Raw genomic sequence first — 13,684 nt, 5'->3', positions numbered from 1 at the left:
TTCGAACCGCAAGTCACGATGGCGGGCGCAGGGCTTCGTTGACCAGGGAGAGGTTCTTCCGGAACAGCGGCTCATTCGGCTGCAGAGTCACGGCCTTCTTAAAGCAACGTTGCGACTCGCGCAAATGGGACTCAGCAGTTTCGGTTTGGCCGCCCGGGTCCCTGCCCTTCGCCTGCTCCCAATGGCAAAGGCCCAAGTTGTTCCATGCGTCCGCCGAATCGGGAGCGCATCGCAGGGCCTCCTCGAAAAGGCGGGCGGCGCGCTCGTGCCAACCCAGGGTCAAGGGAACTGCGGCCATCGTCACGAGGCTCGCGGCACGATGGTGCCGGGGACCGCGCGCCGAATTCATCCAGGCCTCGATGTCGAGATCGTGGGATGCCGGCTGGTAGGCCCCGATGATTGACGCATGCCCGCCGATGCGGCGCAGAAAAACGACCGCATGGGGATCGACATAGACGAGCGCCCAATCACCGTCGGCGTGCAGCGCCCGAACGAGAGGGGCGGTCTGCGTGCCGACGTGAAGCAGGGCGGCATTGATGTGATAGCGATCAAAAAACTCGCGATGGGGGCGCCGAGCCTCCCCCACCGCGATGATCTGCGTCAGCCATTGGTCGTCATATCCAAACGTATTGGTGTCGATCAGCAGCTTGAAGCGCGGATCCAACCAGGGCAAAACATTGCTGGAGGAGAAGAAATCCACGAAGAGGCCGGGCTGGACCGCCCCCTGCGCGGACAGCCAGCGCGCCGCGTCGATCAAGTTGATCCTCGCGCTGTAGCCCATTCCCGGTTCGCGATTGAGGCGTCGCTCGGCGTGGTAAAATCGGCCCTCGACGATCGTCCATGTGCCCACGGACGCCGCGAGAATCGTCGCGATCACCCACACTCGCCGCGCCCAGCGTCCCGCGCGCCGGCTCGACCAGCCGTTCGGGACCGCCGACGCCAGGCCGCAGACCGCAAGGGGAGCGGCGACGATCGCAAACTGTGCGATATTCCGCCGCATCTGCAGGGACATGGCCAGGAGGAACGCGATGACGAGGCCCTCGCCCCATCGGCGGTGTACCAACAATGCGACGAGCCCCAGAAAGGCCACGGGAAGCAGGATGCAGTACGCCTCAATTGTGTGGTTGTTAATGGGTGAAAAGAGAAAGCGAAACGGCTGTTGGAACTCTGACACAATGGACCAGGGACCGGCGTCCTGCGGCACGCCGTCCGCGCCGATGACCTTTTGCTCTTGCAAGTAACGAAGCGTTTGCAACGGGAACATCGCTCCGCGGACGTGCCACGGATTGACCAGGCAGGCCGCCCCCTGGGCCGCGAAGGCCCAGGCGAGAATTCGCGTTCTTCGCGATGGTGCCGGGCGATACTCGGAACTGCGCGTAGCCGATAGCCGCTGAAGCAGTTCACCCGCAAGCATGGACCCTGTCAGGATCGGGCCGACGAGAAAGTAACTATGCATGTTGACCCAAACTATTTGCAGGACGCCCAATATTGCCACGCTCCGCCACGAATACGCCCTCCCGACGAGTACCCCGACCATCACCATCATGATGGCGTAGCTGAATAACTCCGGGCGAAGCGTGAATCGTTCGTACGCCGCCAGGGCCGCCAGCATCCACGCCCAAGCCACCCCGTGCCACCCGCAACCCGCCCGCCGAACGACAATCGCCATCGACGAAAAAACGACCGCCAGGAGCGCCCATCGACACAAAATGAGGCCAACTGCCCCGCCCATCCGCTCCACCAACGCAAACAGAACTTGCGCGCCCCAATTCGCATTGATGAACGGCCGGGCGATCGACGGTTCAAGAAACGGATCGAGGGTGACAATTCGGCCCGTTTCCAAAAAATGACGGCCGTAGGCAAGGTGATAGCCGAGATCGCTGCTGGAAAGTTTGAACCACCACAAACTGACGACCAACATCCCGGCGACGACGAGAGAGGCGATGCTTAGAGATAAATCCAGCGCCCCCCCCTTTTGGGTTTGGGCAGACGGCGTCGATGGAGCGCGGTTGAACATTTCGATCAGGGGTTGTGAGCGCCGCGAGATGATTGGGCGGCCGGTCGAAGAACGAGGATGACGCGCGTCCCCTGCGGGGGGATCGAATCGGTATGGGCCAGGAGCCATAGTTGCGAATCCGATTCGCTGTGGCTGGCCGGCAGACTCAGGAGGGAGCTGGGAAAGTCAACAACGGTCACGAGCGTCCCCTCGATGTTGGCCGCGAATTGGCCATCTTCTTCCCGGCGCGACCCAGTAAAGAGCCAGTGCGTCCGCGCCATCGGCTTTTTTGTCGAGGCATTCATCATCCAGTCACACGCGGAATGCTCGCGGGTCCGGCCTTCCTGGTCATAACGCACAAGAACCTCCACGGGGTCGCCGGTCGGCAATTCGACGGTCTTCGTCTCCATGTCGTAACGCATAGGGCGACCCGCCACGAGGCCGATCAAGTGGAGCGCCTGGTAGATGCGCTCGCATGGAACTTCCGTTCGCAGGATCGTTTCATGTTCCTTTGGAACCTGGGCGCGGCTGTAGGCGAAAAGTTCCAAGGCCCCTTGCCGGAGGACGACTTCGGAATCCACCTCGACCTGGGGGACGCGATAATCGATGCGGAGGCCCGGCCCGAAGTCCACCACCCGTCCTGCCGGCTGGGTGGCCGGCGCCGTCCGATCGCCCGGGACGTCCACCACGGACCGGCCGGGGCGCGATGTGCAACCGAACGCCGAGACCATCCACACCGTCGCGATCGTCGTCAGCAGTTTTGAAAAGGGCATATTCTGGGTCGCGCCTTGTCCGGATCCATCCGTCATTCAGTTGAGCGATTGCAACATGTCCCTGGCCCGGGCGAGATTGCTCTTGAGAACTTCATTGTCCGGTTGCATCGACACTACCTGTTCGAAACAGCTTATCGCCCGGCGAAGTTGGCCTTGCGCAGTTTCAGTCCGACCCTCGCGGACGGCCGCTTCTGCCAGCTTTCCATAACAGAGTCCCAGGTAATTCCACGTGGGCGGCGAGTCGGGCGCCAACCGCAGGGCTTCCTCAAAAAGCCGCGCGGCAGGCCCGTACCAACCTAACGCCCATGGCGCGGCGGCCTTTGTCGCCAGACTGAGGGCCCGATGGTAACGCAATCCGCCGGTCGTGTTGACCCAATCATCGACATCGACGTCCTCCGCCCGGGGCTGGTTCGCCTTGATGAGGGCTTCGTGCTCAGGCTTACGCCGCAGAAATATGACCATATGCGGATCGGCATACACCAGCGCCCAATCGGCCTCGTCGGCACGCAGCGCCCGGACCAGCGGTTCGGTATCCGGTGCGATATGCAGAAGCACGGCGTCCACATCCTGTTGCCGAAAAAAGGGCCGATGGTCCATCCGGCCGGCCGCGACGTCCATGATCTTTCGTAGCCATTGGTCGTCATAGACAAACGTATTGGTGTTGACCATGGGCCGAAAACGGCGATCCAGCCAGGGAAGTGCGTTGCTTGACGTGAACATATCGACATACAGTCGAGGCCCAATGGCGGGCTGGGACGATAGCCACCGGACCGCGTCGATCGGAAAGACGCGCGTGCTGTAGCCCATTCCCGGCTCGCGGTTGATTCGCCGTTCGACGAAATAGAACCGACCGTCCACGATGGACCACGTCCACGCGACGGCGGCGACCATCGTCGCCAGCACGAGTGCGCGGCGCAGCCAAATCACCGAGGCGACGCGAATCCAGGCTGTAGGGACGGCCGTGGCGAAGGCGCAGGCCGCCAGGGGTGCGGTGACCAACGCAAATTGCGCGATGTTTCTGCGCATTTGGACGGACATGACCATGAAAAGGGTAACGGCGATCGCTTCGCCCCAGCGACGACGGGCAAACAAGGCGATCAGGGCGACGATGGCAACGGCAAGGAGGACGTAATAAGCGTCAATGGTACGGCGATTGGCCAACTCGCCCATGAACCCAAAGCTATGGCGAAACTCGCTGATGTGCGACCAGGAGCCGCCGTCGCCTTGATCGGCATTCAAACCCACGACTTTTTGATCCTGAAGAAAGCGCAGTGTCTGAAAAGGAAACAGTACGCCGCGAATGTGCCAGGGATTGACGAGGCAGGCCGCCGACTGCACGGCAAGTGCCAGGCCGAGTCGCCGGGCAGACGTCGGCTGCACAGCGGGTTCGCAGCCGGGCCGGGGCGCCAGTCGCATTATCCATTCGCCGGCCAGGAAGCACGCGGTAAGTAGCAACCCGACAAGGTAATAGAAGCTGATGTTCGTCCATGCGACCTGGAGCACGCCCAATGCGACGATGCCCCGCCAACCGACCGTGCCGCGCAAGAGGATTGCAAGCATCAGCGTCAGGATGACATAGCCAAAGAGTTCCGGCCGAAGCGAAAAACGCTCGTAGGCCGTCACCGCCGCGAGCATCCAGGCCCACGCCAGCCAATGCCATTCCCGAGCTACTCGCCGGACGATCACGGCCATCACGCCAAAAACGATGGAGAGCAGAACCCATCGCATCACAATGAGGCCGGTCACTCCCCACGACCGCTCGACGGCCGCCATGATGACCTGGGTGCCCCAATTCCCGTTGATGAAGGGCCGGACGATGGCAGGATCGAGGAACGGATCGAACGTGACGATTTCGCCCGTGTCCAGGAAATGACGACCGTAGGCGAGGTGAAAGCCGGTATCGAGGGCGGATTCCTTGAACCACCACAGGCTCAAGACCATCGCGCCGACGGCGAGAACGGCCAGAAGTCCCAGGCGGTCGTCGAAGGTAGCGGTCTTCGTTACGGCTGCCCCTTGCCCTTTAGGAACTCCAGCGCCTGGAGCGTCCGCGCCCGATACGTTCGCGCCTCGGGATGATTCGGCTTCAACGCCAGCACACGATTGAAACACGTCAGCGCCTCGGTGTATTCCCGATGTGAATCACCATATCGCCCCTCGCGGCCGGCAATATTCCCTCGATTGCCGTGACTGACGCCGAGGTACTGCCAGCCCTCATCATAATCGGGCGCCACCCGGACGGCCTCGTTCGACATCTTGATGGCGGCGTCGTGCCAGCCGAGCGAGAGCGGCACGCCGGCGGCCAGTCCCAGTTCCAGGGCCCGCTGGCGGCCGGATTCTTTGATCGAGGCGATCCAGGCCGGGGCGTCCAAATCGCGCTCCGTGCGTTGCGACGACGCGACGAGGGCGGCGTGTTCCGGCATTCGCCGCGCGAAGATCACGGTGTGACGGTCAAAATACACCAACGCCCAATGTGCGTCCGCCGCGAGTTTGCGAATCAGCATTTGGGTGTCCGACCCGCAGTGCAGGAGCGCAACGTTGACGCCATGTTCCTGAAAGACGGGGCCATGGTCGATCTCCCCCATGCCGAGTTGATGGGCCGTCGCCAAAACGCGCTCGTCGTACGCGAACGTGTTGGTATCGACAAACAGCTTGAACCGCTCCGGTAGCCAGGGCAGGATGCTGCTCGACGCGAAGTAGTTCACGTAAAGATTAGGCTGCAGCGAAGGCTGCGCGGCCAGCCATTGCACCGCGTCGATCGGAAAAACTCGGGCGCTGTAGCCGGTTCCGAATTGGCGCGTCACGCGCCGTTCGCTGAAGTAGAACCGCCCTTCGACGATCCCGTAGGTCCACCAGATGGACAGACCGATCATGACCCACGAGAGAACACCGCGGAGGCGCCGGCCGGTGGGCCAGGGACCGAGGCGGGCCAGGGCGCTGCTCATGGCTACCGCCGCGAGCGGTGACGCCGCAAGTGCAAGCTGCGCAATGTTTCGGCGCATCTGCGTCGACATCGCCACCAATAGAAGCACGGAGAGGGCCGCACCGAGCCGGCCCTGGGCCGCCAGCGCCACGGCGCCGGCGATGGCGACCGGCAGGAGCAGGAGGTAGGCGTGGATGGTCCGCGCATTGATCGGCTCGCTCAAAAACGAAAACGGCGACTTGAATTCCGAAATGATCGACCAGGCGCTCTCGCCGGACCATCCCTCGCCGCCGGCCATCACCTGCCCGCGCCGAAGGTACTCCAGCGTGGCGATCGGAAAAAACGCTCCTTGGTGCAGCCAGGGGTTGACGAAACACACGCCGACTTGCACGCCCAGCCCAAGGAGAAGCCATCGCAGTTTCCTGCGGCCGCGATCCGCCTCGTCCGCGCGGCGATTCCTGGTCCACAGCCATCGAATTGTCTCTCCCACCAACCAACAGCAAGTAATGAAGACCCCCACCAGAAAATAACTGTGCAGGTTGACCCATGAGAGTTGAATGACACCCAGGACGGCGACGCCCGTCCAGGAGCGAAGGCCCCGGAGGAGCACCAGCAGAATCAGCATCATGCAGGCATAGCTGAACAGCTCGGGTCGGAGGCTGAATCGTTCATAGCCGGCGATGGCTGCCAGCAACCAGGCGAACGCCAAGGCGAGCGGGCTGCGCGTTTCCCGAAGAACGATCCACGCCATCGCGCCAAAGATGACAGCGATCAGGCCCAGGCAAAGTGCAAACAGACCCCCGGCCCCCGCCGCCCGTTCGACCAGGGCCATGACGACCTGGCTGCCCCAGTTGGCGTTGACGAAGGGCTTGGCGTTTTCGGGATAAAGAAACGGATCGACCTCGACAATTTGGCCCGTCGCCAGAAAGTGGCGGCCGTAGGCGAGGTGATAGCCGAGATCGATACTGCCCAGCTTCGTCCAGGAGAGCGCAAGGACGACGAGTCCCGCCGCGACGCACGCGATAAGACCGATCCCGTCGCGCAACGTTGCATCTGTTGGCCTTGCGGACACGGCTGGAGACCCGGGGCGTGCAATCATGATCTGCCTCTATATCGGCAGTTGAAAAAAAGGACCGATCGGCTGCACTCAGCAGGCGATCGGCCCATAAGCGGTCAAAATATTGACGGGACTCAGCGGCCCGCGGAGGACAGCGTCGGGAACGCCTCGGCTTCCGCCTCTTCCTGAATGATGATGGTCGGTTTGATCAGGATGAGCAGCACCTGATCGTCCTTGACGTTGGACGTATTGGAATACGCCCGCTTCAGGATTGGAATGCGCGACAGGATCGGCACGCCCGCCTCGATATCGCGCTCGGCCGAGAGCTTCAGACCGCCGATCAGCAGCGTGCCGCCGTCCGGCACGGAAACGGTCGTCCGGATCTGTTGCGTCGTCTGCGTCGCCAGTTCAATGAAACCCGAGCCGACCGTCTGCGAGCCGCCGAAGAAGACCGTTCGGAAGTCGCCCGTTACGCGGGTAAACGTCCGCACGGTCATCGTGACGTAGCGTCGATCGGCGGACACGGTAGCCTGGACGTCGAGGGATCGGCCGGTGAGGGCGGTGGCGACGTTGGGCAGGAACGCTCCGGCGTTGTCGCCGATGATGGGCGTCAGCGCGGCGATATAGTCCTGCTCGATGAAGGACTCGAATGTGGCGCGCTGGCCGTTGAAGAGCACGAGCCGCGGGGCATCCAAGTCGCTGGATCGGCGGTCGATCTGCGTGGCGCGGAGCAAGAAGTCCACCTGGATGTTGTCCAGGAAGCTGCCGAAGATTTGGAACGCCGGCGTGGTATTGGCGATGCCGCCCAGCGAGCCGGCGATATTGGAGGCCGTCGGCCCCGCCAGGTCGAGCGTATTGTTCACGATGGGAATCGGTGTCATGCTGCCGGACGCATAGCCGACGTTGCCGTTCGCGGGAACTAGCCCCGGCTGCCCATAGGGCTGGCCAAACGGTTGCGCGGGCAGCGTAATCCCGACCCCGCCCGGCGCACCCGGCGTAAAGCCCAGACGCGAGAACTGCCGCGGCACCAGGACGGGGTTGTTCGTCGCCGGATCAAGAATCGTCGTGCGATCGAAGCCGGCATTGCCGTTGTTAAGGATGATGTCCAAATCGACGCCGATCTGTTCGAGCCAGTTGCGGGCGATCGTGATGTAGCGCGCCTCTACGGCGATCTGCAGCGCTCGCGATTGGCGGAGCTGCCGGAGCAGGTCACGCAACTCGCCGTGCGCCGACGCCGTCTGCGTCACGATGATCTGCTGATTGAGCGACTGGATGGAACCCGTCTGCCCACCGGACTCGCGCCAGCTTTCCGGATCGATCGTCTGCTGAATGAGCTGGATGATCGGCTGAAGCGGATCGCCTTCCGTTTCGAGTTCGTCGTCGTCCCCTCCGCCGCCGCCTCCGCCCCCTCCGAAGAGTCCGCCGCCACCACCGCCGCCGCCGCCGCCGCCACCACCGCCCTGGCCGCCCTGCCCTAGAAACCGACCGCCTCCCAGACCGCCCTGCTGGTTCGAATTCTGGCCGATTTGATCGAGGTTAATCTGACGTCCGCGGAACGTGGGCACCGAAATAATCAAATCCTGCACGTTATATACGCGCGTCAGAGTCCGGCGGCTCAGATCTTCCTTTGTGGAAATCTGGATGACGCCGTCGTCAATCTCGTAGGCCAGTTCCGTCTCGCCGCCGCCCAGCTCGTCGAGAATCAGCTTCATCGCCTTTTCGAAGGTCACGTTTTGCAGACGAAGCGTGACTTCCGTGGTCTTGTCGATCGCCGCCGCCTCCAACGCCGACCAGTTCGGGACGATGTTCAGACCGGTGAATTGCCGCAGCTTCTCGATCACTTCCTCAAATGGCTGAGCGTCGAACTTCAGTTCCGGGGCGACCGTTGTGAGTTTCTTGCGAACCTGGCGATTGACCTCGGGCTCGGCGGCCTCTTCAGCGCCGGTCCGCTTGGCCGTGATCTCCGGCCAGTTTTTCGGGTAGTTGATGTCCTTGTGCCAGGGAATGCTGGCCTCGGTGGTTTCGACGATCAAGTCCTGCGCCTCGCTGGACAGATCTTTGGCGGCCACACGGTCGCGGATGTTCACGGATAAGTCGCCGAGTTTTTCCTTCATCCAGGCCGCATTGTCGTTGTTGGGATCGAGGGCCAGCACCTGGTCATAAACCTGAATGGCGTCGTCGTACCGGCGCTCTTTTTCCAGCTCCGTGGCCTGGTCCATCAACTGGTCGATCTGGCGGAGCTTTGTCAAGCGAACCCGCTCGATGCGCTCTTCCTCGCGGCTCTGCACTTCAAGCTGCTTCTCGCGAATCAGCCGCTCGTCGTAGGCCCGCTCCTCATCCTCGACGAAGCGCTCCAGCTCCTCGGCTTGATGGCGATAGTCCTCGTATTTGCTGGCCGGGGACGCGTACCGGCGGTTCAATTCGATCGTCTGCTTGGCGAGGGCTAATAGGCGACGGGCTTCCTCGAAATCCTCGGCCAGGACCGCCTTGCGCAGCCGCGACTCCGCATCGCGATAGGCCTTTTCGGCCTGCTGCCAAAGCAGCTCATGCTCCAGCGCCAGTTCTTCAACGATGGACGATCGGCCGCTCGGCGGCGGAGTCTGCACGATTACGACTTCGCGTTGTGCTGGTGGCGGCGAAGTCTCCACGACAACCACTTCCGGTTGCGCCGGCGGAGGGCTTTGAGCAGGAGTTTCAGAGGCCAGCTTCGCCTGGATGTCCTCTACCTGTTTTGCAGCCCGATGTTTGAGGTCGGAGGGCGCATACTTGTACGTTTCAACTCGTTGAAAGTGGCCCTTCGCCTCTTCCAGCTTGTCGGCGCGCAGCGCCTCGTCGCCGTCCGAGTACGCCTTGTTCGCCTCGACGACCTCCGCCGCGGCCTTTGGCGCGAGCGACGAATAGCGCTGCCATTGAATCTGGTCGGCCTCTTTTTCAAAGTCCTCTTCCTTAAGGCTTTTGAGGATGGCATCGGACTCCGCGTACTGGCCGGCGTCAAAAAGCTTGATCGCTTCCAGCAGCTTGTCCGAAGGCGTCGGCTCGTCGCCGCGAACGGACGAGATTCCGATCGCCAGCATCAGCGCCGCCGCGACTCCGAAGGTGCGGGTACGTGTCATTGGGAATCTCCTCGCTCTATCCATTCTCCTCCCTCCGAGAATGGCCTGTGTACGATCCGAGTGCCGGACCTTTGTTGCTTGCCGAGCCGTGGGACAATCTGGCGGGCACAGCCACAATTACGTTCGCCCGGGGTCTTTTTGGGGGGCATGCGAGAGCGCCTTGGCGCGCTCACCCGGGCTATCCTACGCCGTAATCCTAATAGAATTTACGCCGATCATCGCCCTAATGCAAGCCCGAAACCCGGCGGCTTTGCCTTAAACGCCCACTTGGTCCGAGTTTCGGGGAATGGCCGCCTGGATTCTGGGCGGCCGGGCGCATCTCATTGAGCCCTATTGGCGGTTCCCGGACTCGTCCTGTTATCTCACTTCTTGTCCGGTAGCGCCGTGATCGTTCTGCCCGCAATTCCAGCAAGGGAAAGTACCAATAGAGTTGGCCCCCGACTAAGCCGATAAGGTGTTGCGGATTCAAGACATCCGGAGCGCCTCGTTGCGAGCGATCGAGAATCCCCGCGCGAAGCAGCGTCCGGATACCTGGTAAAAAACCTCGCTGCTGAGGAAAACCCAGGTCCGACCGGGGAGATGCTCCCAGTGGGCATTTTTTGGGGAAATATCAACAATGGTCGCAGCCGCTCAAGCCGGTGCAAGAGAGTTATCGTCCTCTGCGCCTCAAGACAAGGGGCGACAAGCCATCCTGGATCAGTTGCGCAAACTGTTCGTCAAGGCCAAGCTGCCCAGCAGCCCCGTATTGGCCAGCCGCATTCTGAGTCTGGCGGCTGACCCCGACGCCACGATCGATCAATTTGCCAAGGTCATCCAGATGGATGGCGCGCTCGCCGCGCGACTGCTGAAAATGGCCAACTCGGCCTGCATGGCGCTGGTCACGCCGGCGACCACGATCCAACGGGCCGTCATGGTCCTGGGGCTGGGCCGCGTCCGCACGGCGGCGCTGGGCTTTCAACTCGTTGGCCACCTGAACAAGCTCGGTGGCAAGAGATTTGACATCAAGGCTTACTGGAAACAGTCCGTCCTTCGCGGTTGCGTCGGTCGCGAGATCGCCCGCGTGGTCGCACCGGGGCTGGCCGAGGAGGCGTTTCTCATCGGACTGCTCTGCGACGGCGGCATCCTCCTGCTCGTCCAACTCCTCGGTCCGGAATACGCGGCCCTCTATGAAACCGGCGGTCTCTCCCCGGCCGCGTTTTACGCCGCCGAAAAGGGACGCTTTCCTTATGACCATGCCGACGCGATTTCGGCAATGGCCGCGGAATGGAACCTGCCCGAAGCGATCCAAAAACCCCTCGCGCAGCACCATTTTCCCACGAGGCTCGGTGCCGGCGCCGGCCCTGCCGATCGTCTCTGCGCATTGGCCTATCTTGTCGGTTCCCTATGCTTCACCGAAGACCTCAGCCCCAATCCATCCGCCGACCGCTTGGCCGCCTACGCGCTGGAGCAGTTCGGTCTCAGCCCCGACGATCTCCAGAAATGTCTGCTGGCCGCTGGCGAGAGCTACAAACAGGCCTCCGAATTATTGGGCGACGCCCTTCCCGACGACCTCGATGTGACCGAACTACTGGGCGAGGCCAACCGGCAATTGACGGCCGCCGCCGGCGAGGCCGAAGAGAGAGTCCACGATGTTGAGAGCCAGCGCGATCAGATCAAGTCGGCACTCGGCGAGTATCGCGAGCGCGCCGCCCGGGATCCTCTGACCGGCCTGCTCAACCGCGGGGCCCTCGCGGATGTCGCCGCGCAACACCTGGCCGACGCGCGCGGACGCGGTATGCCGGTGTCCTGCTTTTTCCTCGATCTCGACGACTTCAAGAGGGTGAACGACGAGCATAACCATCAGACTGGCGATCATATTCTCCAGGCCGTCGCCGCCGCGCTGCCCGCGGCGATCATCAACACCGGTTCGATCGGTCGCTACGGCGGCGAGGAATTCGTCGCGATCATCACCGGCCTGAGGCCCGACGAATCCGAGGCCAAGGCGCGCCAACTGGTGGAAATCGTCCGGGGCATCGATTACGTCCCGCTGGGACTCAAGGCCCGAATCACGTGCAGCGTCGGCGCCGTCTGGGGAAACTCCCTGCAGTTCGAAAGCGCCGACGCCCTCTTCGCCGCCGCGGACGAACAGATGTACATTGCCAAGAAAAGCGGCAAGGACCGCGCGGTGTACAAGAATTTCACCACGGAAAACACGAAGAAAAAAGAAGCTATTCATTCCACCGTGCCGACTGTGTCCTCTGTGGTGAATTCCGCCGCCGCCCCCCACCTCGACAGCTATCGCCGCATCGCCGAGCAGCTCCATCGCGCCGCCCCCGCGATCCACGGAGACCATCGCAAGCAATCGCGGTCGGTCATGCTCACGCCCTGTTTCATCCGACTTCTCGCGGGATCGAATGCCGCCACGGCTGCGGGGATCACGATTGAGGAGCCGGCCTACGTGCGGAACTTCTCCCCCACCGGCGTCGGCGTGCTCGCCTCTCGATCGATGGCCCGCGGTGACGCCGTCGAGGTCACGATCTGCTCGCCCGGCAAACCCCCGCGCGCTCTCGCGGGCGTCGTCGCCTTCTGCCGCCACGTCGAAGGGGCTATCCACGACATCGGCATCCAGTTTTCGGCGTAGGCGCCTCCCTCAACGGGGAATGGACAGGATTTACAAGATTTACATGATTTGGATGACCTCCGGGCTGGGAACTCCGCGGGGTGCCCCCCCTCCCCCCCACAAAGAGGCCCAAGGAGCCGCAAGGAGGCACAAACGATGTCGGAGGGTGGATGTGGGATGGCGGATGTGGGATTGGGGACTGCGGAAGGAGAGCGCACGCAGAGCTGGCCCCAGCAACCAGACTCCGTCTTTTCTTGACGGAAAATAATGGGAAATAATGGAACGGAATGGGAGGGGAACGGGCTGAAGAGCAGGCGAGCAGGTGACTGGTGAGGAGGTGAGGGCGCAGAATATTTTTTTGGTGAAAACGAGCGAGAGCGAGCGAAAATGGGGGCCGGATTCGCAGGATAATGGGGGTTGAGGTGAATGCGGATCTCGGCGGAAGTGACTCCGAGCGAAAACGGAGGGCACAAGCGAGGCACGAAGGCACGAAGGCACGGAGGCACGGAGGCACGGAGAGCAGACGAGCCCAAAACGTCGAAACGCCGAAAAGCCGGAACGTCGAAACAAATCATGGCGCGGAACCTCCCTGGCCAGCGGGCGCGCGGGCGGTGCGCGGCAGGTTCGCTGACCTAACAACTACCTAATATAGCATGGATTTTCAGAAAGGCAAGTCGGGTGAAGAAAAAAACGTTCCCTTGGCGCCCCGTCGCCGCCATCGTGGGCGTAGCAACTTGCTGAGGGAACCTGGGCTGCGGGGAAGACCCCGCCGGCCCAGGTACAGGGCTTGATTGACGGCCCTCCACGTTTCCGAAGTTCCGGCAATTCGACCCGATTCGACGGTGGGCCATTTTCCGGTTCGAGCGCGATAAACACGTGCCCATTTCAGAATCTGCTTTGTCGTCAGAGGTGCGGATCTCCTTCGATCGAGAAGTGCCGCTGTCCGGTAGGTTCGCCAAACGTCACCGTGAGAACCCAGGATGCGGACACTTGCTATTCTGGGCGGCATCCCTCTCCCAGGATCATGCCTACCCGGGCGCTTCAGGACATGTCGTGGGGATGACGCGGGTCGTTTCCGACACCGGCCGTTCATCCGCCGGTCCAGGAGTTTCGCCAGTGAACTCCGAGCCGGAAGTCCACGATAGCCCATGAAAAGCGCCGTATTGATGGCGTTCCAGTGCTCGCCCGGTACGCCCTTCACCGGTCCGGAATTGACGCTCGGCCAT

6 protein-coding genes are annotated in these 13,684 nt (G+C 62.3%); 1 reads left to right on the top strand and 5 read right to left on the bottom strand.

The window, feature by feature from the left end; translation table 11 throughout:
- Window positions 1-13: 13 nt before the first annotated feature.
- The 5 genes from VJZ71_00370 to VJZ71_00350 all read right to left on the bottom strand — a co-directional run bounded on the left by VJZ71_00370 (window position 14) and on the right by VJZ71_00350 (window position 9,859).
- A complete protein-coding gene (locus VJZ71_00370) occupies window positions 14-2,017 on the bottom strand; it encodes a hypothetical protein (protein ID HKQ46506.1) in 2,004 nt (667 codons plus the stop codon).
- Between the two features lie 5 nt (window positions 2,018-2,022).
- Complete coding sequence (locus tag VJZ71_00365) at window positions 2,023-2,769, bottom strand: YdjY domain-containing protein (protein HKQ46505.1); 747 nt, start codon at window positions 2,767-2,769, stop codon at window positions 2,023-2,025.
- Between the two features lie 36 nt (window positions 2,770-2,805).
- On the bottom strand, window positions 2,806-4,704 hold the full coding sequence (locus VJZ71_00360; protein HKQ46504.1) for a hypothetical protein: 1,899 nt from the start codon (window positions 4,702-4,704) through the stop codon (window positions 2,806-2,808).
- A 65-nt stretch (window positions 4,705-4,769) separates the two neighbouring features.
- Window positions 4,770-6,788 (bottom strand): hypothetical protein, encoded by a 2,019-nt coding sequence (locus tag VJZ71_00355; GenBank protein HKQ46503.1) that lies wholly within the window; start codon window positions 6,786-6,788, stop codon window positions 4,770-4,772.
- A gap of 92 nt (window positions 6,789-6,880) precedes the next feature.
- Window positions 6,881-9,859: a hypothetical protein gene (locus VJZ71_00350; GenBank protein HKQ46502.1), complete on the bottom strand. Its 2,979-nt coding sequence runs from the start codon at window positions 9,857-9,859 to the stop codon at window positions 6,881-6,883.
- Window positions 9,860-10,475: 616 nt separating this feature from the next.
- Here VJZ71_00350 and VJZ71_00345 point away from each other — a divergent pair.
- Window positions 10,476-12,479: a GGDEF domain-containing protein gene (locus VJZ71_00345; GenBank protein HKQ46501.1), complete on the top strand. Its 2,004-nt coding sequence runs from the start codon at window positions 10,476-10,478 to the stop codon at window positions 12,477-12,479.
- Window positions 12,480-13,684: the final 1,205 nt, after the last annotated feature.

Source organism: Phycisphaerae bacterium (assembly GCA_035275405.1).
Lineage (GTDB): Bacteria > Planctomycetota > Phycisphaerae > UBA1845 > UTPLA1 > DATEMU01.
Note: the sequence above shows the minus strand (reverse complement) of the source record. Positions and strands in the feature narration are given on the sequence as shown.

Coding starts and splice junctions, on each gene's coding strand:
- VJZ71_00370 (HKQ46506.1), bottom strand. CDS start 2,017: ATGTTCAACCGCGCTCCATCGACGCCGTCTGCCCAAACCCAAAAGGGG.
- VJZ71_00365 (HKQ46505.1), bottom strand. CDS start 2,769: ATGCCCTTTTCAAAACTGCTGACGACGATCGCGACGGTGTGGATGGTC.
- VJZ71_00355 (HKQ46503.1), bottom strand. CDS start 6,788: ATGATTGCACGCCCCGGGTCTCCAGCCGTGTCCGCAAGGCCAACAGAT.
- VJZ71_00350 (HKQ46502.1), bottom strand. CDS start 9,859: ATGACACGTACCCGCACCTTCGGAGTCGCGGCGGCGCTGATGCTGGCG.
- VJZ71_00345 (HKQ46501.1), top strand. CDS start 10,476: ATGGTCGCAGCCGCTCAAGCCGGTGCAAGAGAGTTATCGTCCTCTGCG.